Origin of the sequence: Rhizobium bangladeshense, from assembly GCF_017357245.1 — a bacterium.
GTDB classification, from domain to species: Bacteria; Pseudomonadota; Alphaproteobacteria; order Rhizobiales; family Rhizobiaceae; genus Rhizobium; species Rhizobium bangladeshense.
Genome location: NZ_CP071616.1, coordinates 268,094 through 285,863, shown reverse-complemented (window position 1 = coordinate 285,863; position 17,770 = coordinate 268,094). Strand labels below are relative to the sequence as shown.

16 protein-coding genes are annotated in these 17,770 nt (G+C 60.1%); 8 read left to right on the top strand and 8 right to left on the bottom strand.

Annotated elements, in window-relative coordinates; all coding sequences use genetic code 11:
* Positions 1-1,167 precede the first annotated feature (1,167 nt).
* On the bottom strand, positions 1,168-2,241 hold the full coding sequence (locus tag J2J98_RS29135) for an ROK family protein (protein WP_207604064.1): 1,074 nt from the start codon (positions 2,239-2,241) through the stop codon (positions 1,168-1,170).
* A gap of 122 nt (positions 2,242-2,363) precedes the next feature.
* Here J2J98_RS29135 and otsB point away from each other — a divergent pair, with 122 nt between their 5' ends.
* The 7 genes from otsB to J2J98_RS29100 all read left to right on the top strand — a co-directional run bounded on the left by otsB (position 2,364) and on the right by J2J98_RS29100 (position 9,200).
* Complete coding sequence (otsB, locus tag J2J98_RS29130; protein WP_171049283.1) at positions 2,364-3,143, top strand: trehalose-phosphatase; 780 nt, start codon at positions 2,364-2,366, stop codon at positions 3,141-3,143.
* Between the two features lie 197 nt (positions 3,144-3,340).
* Positions 3,341-4,225, top strand: coding sequence for a helix-turn-helix domain-containing protein (locus J2J98_RS29125; RefSeq protein ID WP_064712961.1), 885 nt, complete (start codon positions 3,341-3,343; stop codon positions 4,223-4,225).
* 200 nt (positions 4,226-4,425) lie between these two features.
* Positions 4,426-5,499 (top strand): ABC transporter substrate-binding protein, encoded by a 1,074-nt coding sequence (locus J2J98_RS29120; protein ID WP_138396014.1) that lies wholly within the window; start codon positions 4,426-4,428, stop codon positions 5,497-5,499.
* Between the two features lie 64 nt (positions 5,500-5,563).
* Positions 5,564-6,382, top strand: a complete 819-nt coding sequence (locus tag J2J98_RS29115) for an ATP-binding cassette domain-containing protein (protein WP_207604063.1) — start codon at positions 5,564-5,566, stop codon at positions 6,380-6,382.
* Positions 6,379-7,638, top strand: coding sequence for a sugar ABC transporter permease (locus J2J98_RS29110; protein WP_207604062.1), 1,260 nt, complete (start codon positions 6,379-6,381; stop codon positions 7,636-7,638). Before J2J98_RS29115 ends, J2J98_RS29110 begins: the two co-directional genes overlap by 4 nt.
* A 26-nt stretch (positions 7,639-7,664) precedes the next feature.
* Entirely contained in the window at positions 7,665-8,393 is a 729-nt protein-coding gene (locus J2J98_RS29105; protein ID WP_207604061.1) for an SDR family oxidoreductase, read from the top strand.
* A 42-nt stretch (positions 8,394-8,435) separates the two neighbouring features.
* Positions 8,436-9,200, top strand: a complete 765-nt coding sequence (locus J2J98_RS29100) for an SDR family NAD(P)-dependent oxidoreductase (protein WP_207604060.1) — start codon at positions 8,436-8,438, stop codon at positions 9,198-9,200.
* An 88-nt stretch (positions 9,201-9,288) separates the two neighbouring features.
* Here J2J98_RS29100 and J2J98_RS29095 read toward each other — a convergent pair whose 3' ends face one another.
* From J2J98_RS29095 to J2J98_RS29075, 5 genes are all read right to left on the bottom strand, one after another.
* Entirely contained in the window at positions 9,289-11,178 is a 1,890-nt protein-coding gene (locus J2J98_RS29095) for a bifunctional sugar phosphate isomerase/epimerase/4-hydroxyphenylpyruvate dioxygenase family protein (protein WP_207604059.1), read from the bottom strand.
* A 23-nt stretch (positions 11,179-11,201) separates the two neighbouring features.
* The gene (locus J2J98_RS29090; RefSeq protein ID WP_207604058.1) at positions 11,202-12,062 is read right to left on the bottom strand and encodes a shikimate dehydrogenase; all 861 of its coding nucleotides are present in this window, start codon (positions 12,060-12,062) and stop codon (positions 11,202-11,204) included.
* 63 nt (positions 12,063-12,125) lie between these two features.
* Entirely contained in the window at positions 12,126-13,142 is a 1,017-nt protein-coding gene (locus J2J98_RS29085) for a TRAP transporter substrate-binding protein (protein ID WP_207604057.1), read from the bottom strand.
* 68 nt (positions 13,143-13,210) lie between these two features.
* Positions 13,211-14,491, bottom strand: a complete 1,281-nt coding sequence (locus J2J98_RS29080) for a TRAP transporter large permease subunit (RefSeq protein ID WP_064709336.1) — start codon at positions 14,489-14,491, stop codon at positions 13,211-13,213.
* 10 nt (positions 14,492-14,501) lie between these two features.
* The gene (locus tag J2J98_RS29075) at positions 14,502-15,065 is read right to left on the bottom strand and encodes a TRAP transporter small permease (protein ID WP_207604056.1); all 564 of its coding nucleotides are present in this window, start codon (positions 15,063-15,065) and stop codon (positions 14,502-14,504) included.
* 282 nt (positions 15,066-15,347) lie between these two features.
* Here J2J98_RS29075 and J2J98_RS29070 point away from each other — a divergent pair, with 282 nt between their 5' ends.
* Positions 15,348-15,986: a TetR/AcrR family transcriptional regulator gene (locus J2J98_RS29070; protein ID WP_064709334.1), complete on the top strand. Its 639-nt coding sequence runs from the start codon at positions 15,348-15,350 to the stop codon at positions 15,984-15,986.
* Between the two features lie 100 nt (positions 15,987-16,086).
* On the opposite strand, the gene J2J98_RS29065 is transcribed toward J2J98_RS29070, so the two are convergent.
* Together J2J98_RS29065 and rapA2 are read right to left on the bottom strand one after the other, a co-directional pair.
* Positions 16,087-16,275, bottom strand: coding sequence for a hypothetical protein (locus tag J2J98_RS29065; protein ID WP_207604055.1), 189 nt, complete (start codon positions 16,273-16,275; stop codon positions 16,087-16,089).
* A 170-nt stretch (positions 16,276-16,445) separates the two neighbouring features.
* Positions 16,446-17,162, bottom strand: a complete 717-nt coding sequence (gene rapA2, locus J2J98_RS29060) for a calcium-binding lectin RapA2 (RefSeq protein ID WP_064695079.1) — start codon at positions 17,160-17,162, stop codon at positions 16,446-16,448.
* Positions 17,163-17,770 lie beyond the last annotated feature (608 nt).

Genomic DNA, 17,770 nt, shown 5'->3' with positions numbered 1-17,770 from the left:
TCACGCAAATCCTGATAAATCGGGTAATTTTGCGCAAATGATCGTGAGTCTGCCGATTCCGTCAAGCGATTTCTTGGTTAGCGAATATATAACAAACTGGATTCGACGAAAAAATCAGGTGGAATTTCGGAATCTTAGCGCAATTGTCAGCTGACAACGGCAACGCATCCGCATATCGCGGCACTCTCAGCGGACCCGAACACCATTTGCCGACTCACCCCGGAGCAACCCGCCGCTTTGGCCTCGGATCAGGCGAGACCGCTTTTCATTTATAAGCAGACGAACGGCAGAGGCTCTCGCCCCCCAATCCGCGGACGGGCTCGTCGGTGGGAGACTTGTCATTTGCATCCTGAGATTCGGGACTCTGGCGTGTCGGGGCAAGGCCAAGCATCTGTTCGAGACGGCCGGCATTGAGCGGAGCGCTTATTCCCTTGAAATTCATCTTCCATCTTTCGTCTGCGTATGAGCTTGCGTGAGGTGGAGATAAGCGCAATTTGAACGCGCGGAGAACCGCCCGTCGACGTTATCACCACCTTTTCCAATCAAGTCGGAGAAGGAGAGGGGCTTAAGCAAGCGCCGCGCCGAGATGACGCTTGCGACAGGACCGATCGTCCGCATGTCCGACGGATCGCCGAACCGCGTTCGGTTGGGCAATGCGCACTGCCAGAGTCGCGAGTTGCTGCCGCGGCTCTGGCGACGGAGTTGTGCCGCCACTCACGACTGCAATGGTTGCGACCTGATTGCTTTCCGTGTGATGCTTGTACGGCATCTGAATGCGACGACTGAGCCAGCCGAATGTCAGCGCGATGACACCAGTCGGCCGTGGTTCGCGGCTGGGCGTGGACAGGAACAGTTGGCGCGAAGGGACATTATGGGCGCACCGACTGTGAGGGTTGCAACACCTGCGCTATGCGAATCAGGCCATGACGGCTATCATCAAGCTCGGCAAATAGTTGCGGCGTTGACCTGTCTCTCCCCGAAACCGGGTCTCCTCTATCGGAACTTATCCGCCGGTTGGCTTCCGTCTGCCGAATTCCTCGTTGTTTACCTGTTATTTACCATAAGCGACGCAACGCCGGCCGCTGCTGTATCGCGGTCGGCGCGGAGAGGGCGACATGGTCATTGTTTGCCGGCTGTTTTCCCGTCCATGGCAGGACTGTCGCGGTTTCATCCCTCGCGGTTGGTAAAATGCGCATTGCCCAACCCGGTGCCGATTGTCAGCACCGCCCATCTCGACACGTCCTCCATGAAGGGGATCTGTGACAATCCCTGCACGACGGCGTCGTTGTGCATCATCACGAATGTGCTGTGATCGCCAATTGAGGGAATGGCCTTCATCAGTGCGGCGGGAAGGTTGAAGTTGTCGCTTTCCCAATTGCCGCCTGGCAGGTTTTGTCCGCCGCGTTCGATCGAGCCGTCGGCCTTGATGATGCCTGGACAGCCAATCCCGATGATCGGGGCAGGCTTCAGATTGGCCTTCTCGGCCTTTTCTATCAGTTCCTGTAGCATCGCCACCAGCTTTTCCATCGTTGCACTGCGGCTCGGCTCGTCATCGGCGTGGCGCCAGATGGCGGATTCCCAGACGCTCGCATCGGCAAAGTGCGGCTTTTTTTCCTTTCCGAACTCGACAACGCCAGCACGGACATTCGTGCCGCCGATATCGACGGCCAGCATCGCTTTATAGCCTTTGAACATCCAGGGTGGCATCAGATGCACGGAGCCGATCAGTCCCGCCTCGTCGGGATGGTGGACGATCGGGATGAGCTCGATATCGATGCCTCCAGCCTTGAGAAGAATCATGGTCCTTGCGATCGCCAGTTCTCCAAAGCGGCTTTGCCTGAAGCCGCCGCCGACGACGATGCGCTCGGTCTTGAACCAGCGCTCGTCCTTGAGGAACTTGCCGATAACGTCGGCAAACTCCTGCGCGAAATCCTCCACCGCACCCATGATCAGGGCCGCGGCCTCCATATCGTCTCCTTTCAGCAGAGACTCGATTTTCTTCTTGGAAAGCTCTGCTGTCGCAGCCTTGCCGAGAGGGTCGTCTCCGAACTTGCGGACACGCTTTCTCCAATCGTCTAGCTTCTGTTGAAAGGTCTTCTTGTTGGCGTTGTCGCCAACGAAGCCGTTCTTATCACGCAGTTCATTGTTGTAATCGTCGATCGTTACCAACGGCAGGACCATCGCGCCATGGGCCAATGGGGCACTCGCCCCGTCACTGGGCTCCGGATTGCGTCTGGCCATCGATGTCCCTTTCCCGCCGCGAGTGCTCTGAACAGGCGAAACAAAACGCGGACCATCCACTGGATGTTCCGGAGCCTGAAAAGTCATCTTGCCCTCTTCGACCAGCGACCTAGCTTCAATGATTGCAGAGTTTGGAGAATGCCGTGCAGGACGACGCCGCTACGCAGGAAATGCTTTCAATGGTGCTGGAGGAACCGGATCGCTGGGCGATGTTCCTCGACATCGACGGAACGCTGCTCAATCTCGCACCGACCCCGGATGCGATCGAAGTTCCGGAAGCACTTCCCGGACAACTTCACCGCCTGTCGAACAAGCTCGGCGGCGCCCTGGCGCTGGTCACCGGGCGCTCGCTCGCCTATGCCGACGCGCTGTTCAAACCCTTTGCATTTCCGACGGCGGGCTTGCATGGCGCCGAGATCCGGAGCGCCACAGGAATGCACACGCTCGAGGCGACCCCAGAGTTCCAGGCGCTGAAACATGCGCTGACCGCTGAAGCCGAACATTATCCCGGGGTTCTGATCGAGGACAAGGGGGCAGCCGTTGCCGCTCACTACCGGCTTGCGCCCGAATATGAAAAGGTGCTCGAAGAGCGCATGCACCACTATGCGGAGCTTGCCGGGCCGAACTGGGCGTTGCAGCTCGGCAAGATGGTGTTCGAGCTGCGGCCGGCACGGTCGAGCAAAGGCGATGCGCTGGAGCGGTTTTTCCAGTCCGATCCTTTCAAGAATCGCTGCCCGATCACCATCGGCGATGATTTGACCGACGAGTCGATGTTTGCGATCGCCAATGCGCGCGGCGGGGTTTCCGTGCGTGTCGGTGCGATCGGCGCTCCGAGCTGCGCCACGAGTCGGCTGTCTTCGGCTGCGCTCGTCAGAAACGTCATCGCCGCCCTGGCCGCCTGAGACCAAATTGGATGATCTCAAAGGCGGGTTGCTGTTGTCTTTGCCCCGCCTGCGCAGCGTCAATCATCAAAAAAGTATCGGTTTTGGCCAGGAATCGTGGTGGCGCGCGTGAAACGAGCCCACTACACTCGCCTCAACAACAAGGCCAAAGAGGCAATTTGGCGCGGGGCTTGGTACCCATCCTCGGAGGAGGGACAATGGAACCTGACTTGGAAGTTGTTCAGATCAGACCGGGCGAATCCTTCGCAACGAAAGCGCATGGCTATCCTTACCACACCGTTCGCTGGCATTTTCATCCGGAGTACGAACTGCATCTCGTCGTAGCGACGACCGGGCGCTATTTCGTCGGCGATTTCATTGGCGAATTCGAACCCGGCAATCTTGTGCTTGCCGGTCCCAATCTTCCCCACAACTGGATCAGCGACGTCCCGAAGGGCTCAAGCATTCCGCTTCGATGCCAGCTCATCCAGTTCAGCGAGACTTTCATCAGCGACACGATGAAGGTGCTGCCCGAGCTCGGTCCCTTCGAGCCGGTTCTCGAAGCATCCCGCCGCGGTGTGCTCTTCGGCGCCGAGACCAGCCGGCAGGTGGCGCCGCTGATGGGCGAGGTGCAGCAGGCGCAGGGCGTGCGCCGTATCGAGCTTTTCATGATGATCGTCGGCCTGCTCAGCCGCGCGCAGGATGCCCAGCTTCTCGCAAGCCCGAGCTATCTGCCCGATCCATCGGGCTATATGTCTGCCGGCATCAACAAGGCGCTCGCCTATATCAGAGAAAACCTGACAAAATCCTTCGACGAAGCGGATCTCGCGAAGATTGCCGAACAGTCCACAGGCGCCTTTTCACGTGCCTTCCGCCGCCATACCGGCATGTCGCTCGTGCAATATGTGAAACGCCTGCGCATCAATCTCGCCTGCCAGATCCTGATGAGTGACGACCATGCATCGATCACCGATATCTGCTTCGAAGTCGGCTTCAACAATCTGTCCAACTTCAACCGCCAGTTTCTCGCGGAGAAGGGAATGACGCCTTCCCGTTTTCGGCGGCTAGTTGGTGACAACATCAATGTAGCGAAGGCGGCATAGGAGCCGCCCAACACGGCGTTAGGGAGGTCAAGGAGGAGAGCGAAACTGACACTGACTTGAACGCGAGCGCGCAACGAGCGGTCGCGGCAGGAGACGCTTGTCCCCAGAAAACTGAAAACCGCCGGGACAGGCGTGGCCGTTCGATCAGCCGAACGGCCTAGCAGAAGACCAAGCTACACAATTTTTTCCAATGGGAGGAGATGGAAATGATGAAATTCCCGACAAACGCGGCAGGCGCCGCGGCACTTATCCTGGCCTTGCTCGCCGGGACTTCAGCCTTTGCACAAAGCGCTGTTGCGGACGCGACCGTCGCGTTCCTCATGCCCGACCAGGGCTCAACCCGCTACGAAGAGCATGACCACCCGGGCTTCGTCGCGGAAATGAAGAAGCTTTGCGCGTCATGCAAAGTCATCTATCAGAATGCCGATGCCGATATCGCCAAACAGCAGCAGCAATTCAATTCGGCCATCACCCAGGGCGCCAAAGTCATCGTGTTGGATCCGGTGGATTCGGCCGCAGCCGCTTCTCTTGTCCAGCTCGCCCAGAGCCAGGGCGTCAAGGTCATCGCCTATGACCGCCCGATACCGAGCGGCAAGGCCGACTTCTACGTTTCCTTCGACAACAAGGCTATCGGCAAGGCGATCGCGGAATCGCTCGTTCAGCATCTGAAGGCTCAAAACGTGCCGACCGATGGTGGCGGCATCTTGCAGATCAACGGTTCGCCGACGGATGCCGCTGCCGGGCTGATCAAGGACGGCATTCACGAGGGGCTCGCAAGCGGCGGTTACAAGACGCTTGCCGAATTCGACACGCCGAACTGGCAGCCGGCGAATGCCCAGCAATGGGCCGCGGGGCAGATCACCCGTTTCGGCAAGCAGATCGTCGGCGTCGTCGCGGCAAATGACGGCACCGGCGGCGGTGCCATCGCTGCCTTCAAGGCAGCCGGCGTCGATCCCGTGCCGCCGGTGACCGGCAATGACGCGACCATCGCCGCGCTGCAGCTGATCATATCGGGGGATCAGTACAATACGATCTCCAAGCCGAGCGAAATCGTCGCCGCTGCCGCGGCGAACGTTGCAGTGAAACTGCTGGCGGGAGAAACGGTCAAGGCCGAGATGACGCTGTACGACACGCCGGCGCAGCTTTTCGTACCGGCCGTCGTCACCGCCGAGAACTTGAAGGCCGAGATCATCGACAAGAAGATCAACACCGCCGAGGAACTGTGCACCGGGCGTTACGCCGAGGGCTGCAAGAAGCTAGGCATCATCAAGTAATCGGCAAGAGAAGCGCGGCCGTCATCGGCTGCGCTTCCGATTTCGCTTTTCGAAGGACCAGGCGATGTCTGAAACCTCTCACACTTTTGACTCACGCCAGCCCGTCCTCAGCCTGCGCGGAATTTCCAAGAATTTCGGAGCGGTGTCGGCGCTGACCGATATCGAACTCGACGTGCATGCCGGCGAGGTCGTGGCGCTGGTGGGCGACAATGGCGCCGGCAAATCGACGCTCGTGAAGATCCTGGCCGGCGTCCACCAACCGACGTCGGGCACGATCCTGTTCGAGGGCAAACAGGCCGATCTGTCGAGCCCAAGTGCTGCTCTCGACCTTGGCATTGCGACCGTCTTCCAGGATCTGGCGCTCTGCGAAAATCTCGATGTCGTCGCCAATATCTTTCTTGGCAAGGAGCTCAATCCGTTTCAGCTCGACGAAGTCGCCATGGAAATCCGCGCCTGGAAGCTGCTGAGCGAGCTTTCGGCCCGGATCCCAAGCGTGCGCGAGCCGGTCGCCTCGCTTTCCGGCGGGCAGCGGCAGACCGTGGCGATTGCCCGGTCGCTGCTGCTCGAGCCGAAACTGATCATGCTCGACGAGCCCACAGCAGCTCTTGGCGTCGCCCAGACGGCCGAGGTGCTCGACCTGATCGAACGCGTGCGTGAACGCGGGCTGGGCGTTATCATGATCAGCCACAACATGGAGGATGTGCGGGCCGTCGCCGACCGCATCGTCGTGCTTCGGCTCGGCCGCAACAACGGCACCTTCATGCCCGACGCGTCCAACGAAGAGCTGGTCAGCGCGATTACCGGCGCGTCCAACAACTCCGTCTCCCGCCGCGCGATGCGCCGCAAGGCGCAAAGCCGAGAGAACGAGGAGGGAAGGCCATGATGAAGACCATTGAGAACGAACCGGCAGCACCCGCGCTTCTCGATCGGCGCGACGAAAGAGTGCGCCATGACGACAGCCTTGCCGGCTGGGCCCGCGCCTTCTGGGATCGAATCCGCTCCGGCGACCTGGGCTCGCTGCCGGTCATCGTTGGTCTGGCGATCATCTGGACAGTTTTTCAGGCGCTCAATCCCGTGTTCCTCTCGAGCGCCAATCTCGTCAACATGCTCTTCGACTGCTCGACGGTCGGCGTCATCTCGCTCGGCATCGTCTGCATCCTGATGGTAGGAGAGATCGATCTTTCCGTCGGCTCCGTCAGCGGCTTCGCCTCGGCGCTCGTCGGCGTCTTCTGGATCAACCAGGGCTGGCCGGTGGTGCTGGCCATTCTTGCCGCCATGGCGGTCGGCGCCTTGATCGGCTCGCTCTACGCCTTCCTCTTCAACCGCTTCGGCATGCCGAGCTTCGTCTCTACCCTGTCGGGACTGCTCGCCGTTCTCGGGCTGCAGCTCTACATCCTCGGATCGACCGGCTCGATCAATCTGACCTATGGCTCGTGGCTCGTGAATTTCGGGCAGATCATGGTCATGCCGGATCCGGTCGCCTATGCGCTTGTTGCCCTTGCCGGCTTTGGTTTCTTCTTCGCGAGCTACCGCACGGCGGCGCGCCGGCGCGCCGCCGGGCTGTCGTCGAAATCGGTCGGCGGACTGCTTCTGCGCGCCGTCATCATTACAGTCGCCCTGGAGGCGATAGCCTTCTATCTCAACCAGTCGCGCGGCATTCCCTGGATGTTCGGACTCTTCGTCGGGCTCGTCGCCGCGATGAATTACGCGCTGACGCGGACGAAATGGGGACGCTCGATGCATGCCGTCGGGGGCAACAGGGAGGCGGCCCGCCGCTCGGGCATCAACGTGCCGCGCATCTATGCGAGCGCCTTCGTCATCTGCGCTTTGCTGGCGGCGACCGGCGGCGTGCTTTCCGCCGCGCGGCTGGCGACAGCCAGCCAGCAGGCCGGCACGGGCGACGTCAATCTCAACGCCATCGCTGCGGCAGTCATCGGCGGCACGAGCCTGTTCGGCGGGCGCGGCAGCGCCTATTCAGCCCTTCTCGGCATCATCGTTATCCAGTCGATCGCCAGCGGACTGACACTTCTCGATCTGTCGTCATCGCTTCGGTACATGATCACGGGTGCCGTGCTTGCCGTCGCCGTCATCGTCGATTCGCTGGCACGCCGGTCGCGGATTTCGCACGGCAGAGCCTAAACCAACCAGGAAAGCAGAGGAAGAAAATGGGACAGGATCTGTCTGGAAAAGTCGCGGCCGTCACCGGCGCGGCATCGGGTATCGGCCTCGAATGCGCCAAGACCATGCTTGCATCAGGTGCGCGCGTCGTGTTGATCGACCGCAACGAAGAGGCATTGAGGGAAATCTGCGCGAAGCTCGGCGAAGAGGCTGTTCCCTTAGTCGTCGATCTCCTGGATCCCAAATGCGTGGCTGGGATGATGCCCGGGATTCTGGAGAAAGCAGGCCAGTTGGACATCTTCCACGCCAATGCCGGATCCTATATCGGCGGTGAAGTGCTTGACGGCGACCCTGACGCCTGGGATCGCATGCTCAACCTGAACATCAACGCCGCATTTCGCTCGGTGCATGCCGTCCTGCCGCACATGGTCGGGCGCAAGACCGGCGATATCATCCTGACGAGTTCGGTTGCCGGGATGATCCCCGTCGTCTGGGAGCCGATCTACACGGCCTCCAAACACGCGGTCCAAGCCTTTGTCCATACCCTCAGACGACAAGTCGCCAAGCACGGCTTGCGCGTCGGCGCCGTCGCGCCCGGCCCTGTCGTCACCGCCCTTATTAGCGATTGGCCGCAAGAGAAGCTCGATGAGGCACTCGCCGCGGGCGGTCTGATGGAGCCGAAAGAAGTGGCCGAAGCGGTGCTCTTCATGCTGACACGTCCACGCAACGTCACGATCCGCGACCTCGTCATCCTGCCGCAGAGCACCGACATCTGAGGAGGATGTGCCGGGCTCCCCAACCGGAGAAAGGAATCGGCCATGATCTTCGACAGATTTCGCATGAACGGACAGGTGGCGCTGGTGACCGGCGGTACGCGCGGCATCGGACTGGCGATCGCCGAGGCGCTCGGCGAGGCGGGCGCCAAGGTCTTCATCAGCGGAAGAACTCGCAGCGTAGCGAGTGAAGACCGGCTCGCCAAGGCAGGCGTCGACTTCGATTTCATCGCCGCTGACATGATGGGGGACAATGCCCCCGATGCGCTCGTTGCCGAAACCCTCTCACGGGTGGACCGGCTCCATATACTGGTCAACAATGCCGGCATCGCAATTCATGGCGACAGCGGCGAATTCTCCGATGCCATCTGGCGCGAGATCATGACCGTCAATGTCGACGCCGTCTTCCGCACCTGCCGCGCAGCACTTGCACCCATGCGGCGCCAGGGCGGCGGCGTCATCCTCAACATCGGCTCGATATCCGGCATTGTATCCAACATTCCGCAGAACCAGGTGGCTTATAACGCCTCCAAAGCGGCGGTCCATATGATGACGAAGAGCTTGGCAAGCGAAGTCGCCGCCGAGAACATCCGCGTCAATGCCATTGCTCCCGGCTATATCGAGACCGACATGTCGCGCGGCGGCATCGCCAACCCCGACTGGTTCCCGACCTGGCGCAGCATGACGCCGATGGGACGTGTCGGGCAGCCGGAAGAGGTGGCCGGTGCAGCCCTGTTTCTCTGCTCGGCGGCGGCAAGTTATGTCACCGGCGAGGTGCTTGTTGTCGACGGTGGCTATACGACGCGGTAAAATGTCAGCGATCCCTCGGGGAGGGGGGCCACGCCCGCATTTGGTCAAGCGGTGCTGATGCTGCGGAAGTCGGCCCTGAGATCGCGCCTCAGGTACGCGGCAGGCCCGCCGGTCTCAGATGTTTCCGGAGAGCCGCAATCCTGAAGATGGCGTTGGCCGCACCGTAGCCGCGATAGCCGCGCCGTTCGACGATCTCGAAGAATAGGCCCTCGCCATAGGTCGGGCTATAGAGCTGGAAATATTCGCCGTGGTCATCGCGGTCGTAGAGGATGTTGCCAGCCTTTAGACGCTCGGCGAAATCGGCGTCGAGGCCGAAGCGGGCTTCGAGATCATCATAATAGTTCGGCGAGATCGCCAGCGGAACGAAGCCGTTGGCGGCAAGGGCTGCGGCAGTGGCGAAGATGTCGTCGGTCCTGAAGGCGAGATGCTGGATGCCGGAGCCGAAGGTTTCGGCGATGAAACGGCCGGCGAGCGTATTGCGGTTTTCCGCCCCGTTCATGGTGATGCGCAGCGAGCCTTCGCGGTTCTCGACGACCTGGCTCCGGACGATGCCCGAGGGATCGACGATATCGACCATCGGCGTCTTCTCCGCCTCGACGAGCGAGGTGTAGAACAGCAGCCAGGTCAAGAGCTCCTCGTATTTCATCGTCTGCGCCATATGATCGATCGATTGCAGCCCGGCCGGCCGGCAAGCCTCGTCGTCTTCGACCGCCTCGAATTCAATATCCCAGATGCGGCCGAGATCGCTCTTGCGGTCGAGGAAATAGAGCACACCGCCGCCGACGCCGCGCACCGCCGGCATCTCGATCTCGCCGGCATCGAGCGACTGGGAGAAGCGCTCGGCGCCAAGCGCGACGGCGCGCCGCAGGGCCGCCACGGCATCATCGACCATCAGGCCGGCGGCATAGGCCGAGGTGCCGTGCACGGCAAAAGAGGCGCTGGCAAAACCTTTCCGCTCGGTATTGATGACGAGATTGATGGCGCCCTGCCGGAAGACCGTCACCCGTTTGCTCTTGTGCCTGGCCGCCTTGCGGAAGCCTAGGCTTGAAAACAGCACTTCAAGCTGCGACGCCTCGTCCTCGTCTGCCGTAAACTCGATGAAGGCGATGCCCTCGACGGAAGCGCGCGGCGGCATCGAGGGCACCGGCAATGCGCTCTCCGGCTGCTGGCGGTTGACCTGGTCGCCGAGATAGATCAGCGAACGGCGGCCGTCGACGGCAATCGCGCTCGGCGAACCGCCGCGGAACTGGTCGTTGAAGATCTCAAGCGAGAGATAGCCGTCATAGCCGGTTGCCGCGACAGCCTTCATGAAATCGAGCACCGGCAGATCGCCTTCACCCGGCATGTTGCGGAAGTGCCGGCTCCAGTAGAGCAGATCCATGTCGATCGACGGCGCATCGGCAAGCTGGATGATGAAGATCTTTTCCTTCGGGATCGACCGAATCGAGTTGACGTCGATCTTGCGCGACAGGGTATGAAAGCTGTCGAGGATCAGGCCGATATTCGGATGATCGGCCCGCCGGACGATCTCCCAGGCGTCGCGATGATCGTGGATATGGCGGCCCCAGGCGAGCGCCTCATAGCCGACGCGCAGACCGCGTCTGGCGGCACGCTCGCCGAGTTCACGAAAATCCGCCGCCGCCCGGTCGAGACCGCCGAGGGCGGCCGGCGAGACGTTCGAGCATACAAGCACGAGATCAGTGCCCATCTCCTGCATGAGGTCGAACTTGCGCTCGGCCCTATCGAAAGTGCGGCTGCGCAGCGGCTCCGGCATGCCTTCGAAATCACGAAACGGCTGAAAGAGCGTGATCTCCATGCCGAGATCACGCACCATGCGGCCGACCTCTTTCGGGCTTTCGTCGAAGATCAGGAAATCATTCTCGAAGATCTCCACCCCGTCGAAGCCGGCCTTGGCGATCGCCTCCAGCTTGTCACTGAGGTCGCCGCTCAGCGAAACAGTCGCAATCGATGTCTTCATCGCAGTGGTCCTCGCGATAGGTGTCAGGTCGTCATGGTCTTAAAGTGAGCGAGCATGCGGCCAGCATCGGCCTCCCTGCCGGTGATCAGGCGAAAGGCGCCGACCGCCTGGAAGACCGCCATGCCGCCGCCGTCGAGCGTCCGGCAGCCGCGCTGCCTTGCCTGCCGCAGAAGCTCCGTCTCCAGCGGGAAGTAGACGATTTCGGCGACCCAATGCCGCCTTTCAAGAAATTCGGGCGGAAGCGGCACACCGGGATATTTTGTCATGCCGGTCGGCGTCGCGTGGATCAGCCCGGATGCGACCTTCATCGCGGCTTCAAGATCGTTGCTGGCGGTAATCGATGCATCGGGAAAGAGCGCGGACATCGTTTCCGCCACATCCACGGCGCGCTCATGCTCCCGGTCGAAGACCGTCAGGCTCTTCAGGCCGAGCGTCAGGATGGCATAGGCGGTTGCGACACCCGCTCCGCCTGCTCCGAGCTGCACGGCCGAGGAAAGATCGGCTTGCGGCAGCCCGCGGCGGAAGCTCTCGGCGAAGCCCCACCAGTCGGTATTGTGCCCGAAGCGCCTGTTGTCCTTCAGGACGACGGTATTGACGGCGCCGAGCGCCCGGGCTTCGGGCGACAAGTCGTCGAGCAGCGGGATGACGAGCTGCTTACAGGGATGGGTGATGTTGAGGCCGGCAAGACCACGCGCTTCGGCGTCCGCGATCAACCGCGAGAGATCGGCCGGCGAAGCGTTCAGTTTGACGAGATCGATTAACTCAAAGTCGTAGTCCAGTCCCTGCGCAGCCCCTTCCTTCATATGCATGGCAGGCGTGAGCGACGCCTGGATGCCGGAGCCGATCAGCCCGGCTTTCAACGGTTTCAGCAGTATCTCGGACATGCGCCAGTTCCCGTTTGCTGGTGATTGGAAAGGCCCGCAGGATCGCTGCGGGCCTTGATTCGCTTACTTGCCGCGAACCGCGTCGAGTTCCTTGAAGAGCTGTGTGACGGTATCGGCACCGATCTGGGCCGTGAACTTGTCGATCAGCGGCTTGACGGCGTCGCGCAGTTTCTGCGTCTCTTCGGGGCTGAGTTCGGCGACGTCCATGCCGGTCTTCTTGATTTCCGCGATTGCGCTGGCGTCCTTTTCCCTGGACACCTTGCGCTGATAATCGCGGGCTTCCGTGGCAGCCGACTGGAAGACCGCCTTTTCCTCGTCGTTCAAGCCATCCCAGAACTTCTTGCTGATGAGCACGATCTGCGGATTGTACTGGTGACGGGTGATCGTCATGTACTTCTGCACTTCGAAGAATTTGGCATTGATGATGTTGGCGGCCGGATTTTCCTGGCCGTCGACGGTGCCGGTTTCAAGCGCGGTATAGAGTTCCGTATAGGGCAGGGGCACCGCATTGGCGCCGAGGCTGTTGAAGAGTTCGATCGGGATCGGCGACTGAATCGTGCGGATCTTCAGGCCCTTGATGTCCTCGAGCTTGGTGACCGGATGACGGTTATTGGTGAGGTTGCGAAAGCCGAGTTCCCAATAAGCGAGACCGACGAGCCCGGTGTCGGGCAGGAGCTTCATCAGGCCGGTACCGAACGCACCGTCCATCACCTTGTCGGCCTCTTCGCCGCTGTTGAAGAGGAACGGCAGGTCAACAGCGCCGAACTGTTTGACGTTGCTTGCGAGAATCCCGGCGTTGAGCACCGTCATCTCGATCACACCGCCCTGCAGCGCCGACACCGTCTGAACGTCGCCGCCGAGCACGCCGCCCGGAAACAGCTTGACCTCGATCTTGCCGCCGCTCTTTTCCTTCACCAGTTCGGCAAATTTCTCCATGCCCATGACCTGGGGATGGCCTTTATTATTGGCGGCGGCGAATTTGAGGCTGTGTTCGCGGATCTCCGCCATAGCGGGGCCGCTTGCCAGGAAGGCAATGGGCAGGGCCAGCCCCAGAGCCAGTTTCGTCAATCTGTTCAGCATGTTTTCCTCCCAGGATAGAGCCGGAATCTCCCTCCGGCCGCGTTGAAATTCCATCGCCACAGGCGAAGTCAGTGCCCGAACCAGGCAACCGGAGCGGTCACAAGCGCGGGGAAAAGGACGAGCAAAAGCAGAACAATCAGTTCGGCGATCATGAAGGGGATGACGCCCTTCATCAGATCCTCCATCGAAAGCTTCGAGACGCCGCAAATGACGTTGAGCACGGTGCCGACAGGCGGCGTTATCAGCCCGATCGAGTTGTTGATGATGAACAGCACACCGAAATAAACCGGGTCGATACCGGCCTGTTTGATGATGGGCATCAGCACCGGCGTCATGACCAGGATCGTCGGCGTCATGTCCATTGCGGTGCCGACGACGACGATCAGCACCATGATGGCAAGCAGCAGCAGCGTCTGATTGTCCATGAGGGGTTCGACAAGGGCCGCGAGTTCGCCGGGCACATCGGCGACGGTGATCAGCCAGGCCGAGACCGCGGCGCAGGCCACCAGGAACATCACCACCGAGGTGATTTTTGCAGCCGCGACGAAGACCTCGAACAGCCGCGCCGGCGGCAGTTCGCGATAGACGACCATCGATACGAACAGCGAATAGACCGCCGCCACGACTCCGGCTTCGGTCGGGGTGAACACGCCGAACTTCAGGCCGACGATGATGATGACGGGAAGCATCAGCGCCCAGATGCTTTCGACGAAGGCCTTCATCCGCACGGCGCCGCTTTGTCTCGGCGGCAGGGCGAACTGCTCCTTGCGCGCCACGATCAGCCAGGTGACGCAGAGTGCTGCCGCGATCAGCAGGCCGGGAACGATACCGGCGAGAAACAGCTTGGTGATCGAGACCCCACCAATGACACCATAGAGAATGAAGCCGATAGATGGCGGGATGATTGGGCCGATGATCGAGGCCGATGCAAGCAAACCGCCGGCGCGAGCAGGATCATGACCGGATTTCAGCATCATCGGGAAGAGCAGCGCGCCGAGGGCGGCGGCATCGGCGACGGCCGATCCGGAAAGGCTCGACAGCACACAGGCCGCAAAGATCGCGACGAAGCCGAGGCCGCCCCTGATATGGCCCACCATGGCCATGGCCAGATTGACGATGCGGCGCGAAAGACCGCCTGTGTTCATCACCTCACCGGCGAGAAGGAAGAAAGGCACCGCCATCAGCGGGAAGCTGTCGGCGCCGTTCAGCACGTTCTGCGCGACGATCTGCGCATCGAACATGTCGAGATACATCATCAGCGCCACGCCTGATATGACGAGGGCAAAGGCGATCGGCACTCCGAGCGCCATCGGACCGAGAAGCGCGCCGAGAAAGATCGTGACAGTCATGACGTGCTCCTCAGTGCTTCGGCTTCAGAACGGGGAAGGCCGTTTGCGCGGGCTCTTGGAGCGCCGCCTGTTCCTCGCTGTCGCGCACAAGCTCGGCGGTCGTCACGTCGATGCGGTCGGTCACGATGGCAAAAGCGTCCCAGAGAAGGATGAAAAAGGCCGGGACGCCAAAGGCTAGTCCGGCGCCATAGAAGACGCCCATCGAAATACCGGTCGCCGGCGCCAAAACGTGAAGGTTGATCAGCGTCTGGGTCCAGCTGCCGCTGATCATAAGCCATGTGGCGGCTAGCATCATGCCGTAACCGAGCAGCACAGCGAACTTGGCGAAAGGTTTCGGGAGGCGCGTGATCAGAGAATCCACCCCGAGATGTGCGTGCTCGCGCATTGCGACCACGGCGCCGAGGAAGGTCAGCCACACGAAAAAGATCCGCGATAATTCCTCCGAGGAGGTGATGCCCTGGTTGAACGCGTAACGAAGCACCACATTGCCGAAAACCAGCACGACCATACCTGCCAGCAGCAACGCGATCGTCACCTTCAGCGCGAAGAAATAGAAATCGATGATACGGGTCATTCGCTCCTCCCAAGCGTAGCCTTTGCTCCTGCCGGCCGACCGTAGTCAGACCCGCGGATGCACGTCATGACCTAGATATTGCCGTCGCGATCAATTCCTCCACTGTTCGCCACTCCAGAATGTACTAACTAGTTCGTATGTCAAGCGGCATCTATTGAAACATTCAATCAACGTGAATAAGACTGGCGGGCTCGGAAACAGAAAGAACTTGTTTCCACTTGAGCTTAAGACCATAAAATCGAGATATAAAACAACGGATTAGAAAGTGCGGTAACCAGGCTCATGGCGGAACGGGGCGAAAACGGCCGGAAGAATGATCCACAGCAGACGAAGGAAGATATTCTGCTCGTCGCAACAGAGGAATTCTCCACTCATGGGCTCGCCGGCGCCCGCGTCGACTCGATCGCCGAGAAGACGCGCACCTCGAAGCGGATGATCTATTATTATTTCGGCAGCAAGGAGGGCCTTTATCTCGCCGTCCTCGAACAGTCCTACCGCAAGATACGATCGCTGGAAGCCGATCTGCATCTATCCAATCTCGAGCCGGAAGAAGCGTTGCGGACACTGATTTCAACGACCTTCGATCACGACGAAGCCAATCCTGATTTCGTCCGGCTCGTCAGCATCGAGAACATCCATCATGCCGCCCATATGCTTCGCTCCGAAGCTATCCGCGATCTCAACGTCTCCGTCATCGAAACCATTGCCGGTATCTTGGAGCGAGGCTTTACCCAAGGCGTCTTCCGGCGAAAAGCCGACCCGATCGACATCCATATGATGATCAGCGCCTTCTGCTTCTTTCGCGTGTCGAACCGCTACACGTTCGGCACGATCTTCCGGCGCAATCTATCGGATGGCGAGATCATCGAACGCCATCGCGGAATGATCGCCGATGCGGTCGTCAGCTACCTGAAAAGCTGACGGCGCGCTTAGCCGCCTGGGATAGCAAGCGTATTTGCAATTTCGAAATCGGCGCGCCGAGGCAAGCAAACCGGCAACCGCTAGCAACAATGCGGAGCTTTTATCGAAATCGCGGCGCGCGCCTGGCATTGTGGAGCAGTTCGCAAGCTGTCGCGAATGGCCCAAAGAGCTTGAGAAGCAGCGCCTGCTCCTCGGCATCTATCCGATGGCGAGCGCAGAACTCGGTTACGGACCAGACTTTCGTCAGATCCTCCGACTCGATTTGGTTGGGTTCGATATGTTCGGTCAAGAGCTTGTCCTCCGAACATCGAGACTACGCCCGCCCGGCTTTTATACGAACTAGCTAAAAGGTGTTATATGCCGGCGTGCATCCGGCATTTCGGTAAAAGCGGCTTATATATGAAAAAGCCCGCCGATTGCGCGGCGGGCGTCTTGTCTCACTGATCTATGGGCTGCGGATCAAACGCCGACGCCGTCGGGCAGAGCGTCCGTGCCGAGGATGTTGAGCGTCACCTTGGCAGTGTCCGTATGGCCTTCGCCATCGGAGATCTTGTAGTAGCGGAGAACTTCCGTGTAGGTCTGACCCGCTTCGAGATCGGCCGTGAGCTCGTAGGTGAACTCGCCGTTCGCCTTGACATGGAAGGTGCCGTAGGTACCGGCAATATCGGTTACGGCATCAGCCTTGGAATCCACCTGCGTGCTCAGGAACTGACGCAGGAACATCTTGCCATTGTCGCCTGCGATGTCGTTATCGAGAACGTTGCCGGCAATGGGGCTGCCTTCGGTGAAGCTGTAGACGTCGTCGACAGCAATCGGCTTCTGGGTGACGCCCTGGATGTTGAGCGTGAACAGGCCGACATCGGTATGGCCGCTGCCGTCGGAGATCTTGTACGATACCTTCTCCTGGAGCAGCTCGCCGTTGCTGAAGCCGATCTTGGCTGCATCGCTCAGCACATAGGTATAGCTGCCGTCCGGCTTGACGAAGAACGTGCCGTACTCGCCCTGGATTTCGGTGATCTGGTTCATGCCGCTCTTGGCGCCAACGCTAGCGCCGTCAAATGCACGCAGGAACAGATGACCGTTTTCGGACGAGTCGTTGGAAAGAAGATTTCCGGAAATTACGTCAGTTTCTTGAAATGTTGCACTATCGTCAGTTGCGTGAATCAGCGAAGCCATTAGTTTCTCCTAAAATTGTTTATCAGCAGGCCAATTTGACCTTAGCGAGCCGCTCCTTTAACAACTTATTAATACTACAAGTCAATGGGTTATTTAACGCAAGGTTAACATTCGCGTTTAGCGTGTGCAGCCGCTTATAAATCGACTAATACGCTTTTCACTTCAATCAAATTTGAAGCAATTTCGACCTATTTACACGCGGTAAACTTGAAAGAACCTCTGCGGCGACTACGTTACCGCGGCGCTTCTCTGATGCTGCTTTACGGTGCCTGCACACCATTGCAATCCCAGACACCCGCACCTATCTTAAGGTCGACCTTGATCCCATCGGACACCGGAGTGGTGCCGACTCGTCCGCGAACGCCAAGGATCGGCGGTGTGTGCCAGCCGGCGCACTATGGGCAATCCCAAGAACAAGCGATGATCACGGCTGCGGCCGGCAGAGGATTTCTTTTGAACCACGAAACACAGCGACTGCGATTGCGGCAGGTCGGCCGGCGCAAGCGCAGCATGCTGTCCTAAACTGCGGGAGCCTGAACGGCATTTCCCCTGCCTCTTTGCCGCCGCGAATGTAGGCGCCGATCGCTGCACAGTTCGGCTGAGAAACG

Coding starts and splice junctions, on each gene's coding strand:
- J2J98_RS29120 (WP_138396014.1), top strand. CDS start 4,426: ATGGAAATGATGAAATTCCCGACAAACGCGGCAGGCGCCGCGGCACTT.
- J2J98_RS29080 (WP_064709336.1), bottom strand. CDS start 14,491: ATGACTGTCACGATCTTTCTCGGCGCGCTTCTCGGTCCGATGGCGCTC.
- J2J98_RS29075 (WP_207604056.1), bottom strand. CDS start 15,065: ATGACCCGTATCATCGATTTCTATTTCTTCGCGCTGAAGGTGACGATC.
- J2J98_RS29115 (WP_207604063.1), top strand. CDS start 5,564: ATGTCTGAAACCTCTCACACTTTTGACTCACGCCAGCCCGTCCTCAGC.
- J2J98_RS29105 (WP_207604061.1), top strand. CDS start 7,665: ATGGGACAGGATCTGTCTGGAAAAGTCGCGGCCGTCACCGGCGCGGCA.
- J2J98_RS29085 (WP_207604057.1), bottom strand. CDS start 13,142: ATGCTGAACAGATTGACGAAACTGGCTCTGGGGCTGGCCCTGCCCATT.
- J2J98_RS29110 (WP_207604062.1), top strand. CDS start 6,379: ATGATGAAGACCATTGAGAACGAACCGGCAGCACCCGCGCTTCTCGAT.
- J2J98_RS29125 (WP_064712961.1), top strand. CDS start 3,341: ATGGAACCTGACTTGGAAGTTGTTCAGATCAGACCGGGCGAATCCTTC.
- J2J98_RS29135 (WP_207604064.1), bottom strand. CDS start 2,241: ATGGCCAGACGCAATCCGGAGCCCAGTGACGGGGCGAGTGCCCCATTG.
- rapA2 (WP_064695079.1), bottom strand. CDS start 17,162: ATGGCTTCGCTGATTCACGCAACTGACGATAGTGCAACATTTCAAGAA.
- J2J98_RS29095 (WP_207604059.1), bottom strand. CDS start 11,178: ATGAAGACATCGATTGCGACTGTTTCGCTGAGCGGCGACCTCAGTGAC.
- J2J98_RS29090 (WP_207604058.1), bottom strand. CDS start 12,062: ATGTCCGAGATACTGCTGAAACCGTTGAAAGCCGGGCTGATCGGCTCC.
- J2J98_RS29070 (WP_064709334.1), top strand. CDS start 15,348: ATGGCGGAACGGGGCGAAAACGGCCGGAAGAATGATCCACAGCAGACG.
- J2J98_RS29100 (WP_207604060.1), top strand. CDS start 8,436: ATGATCTTCGACAGATTTCGCATGAACGGACAGGTGGCGCTGGTGACC.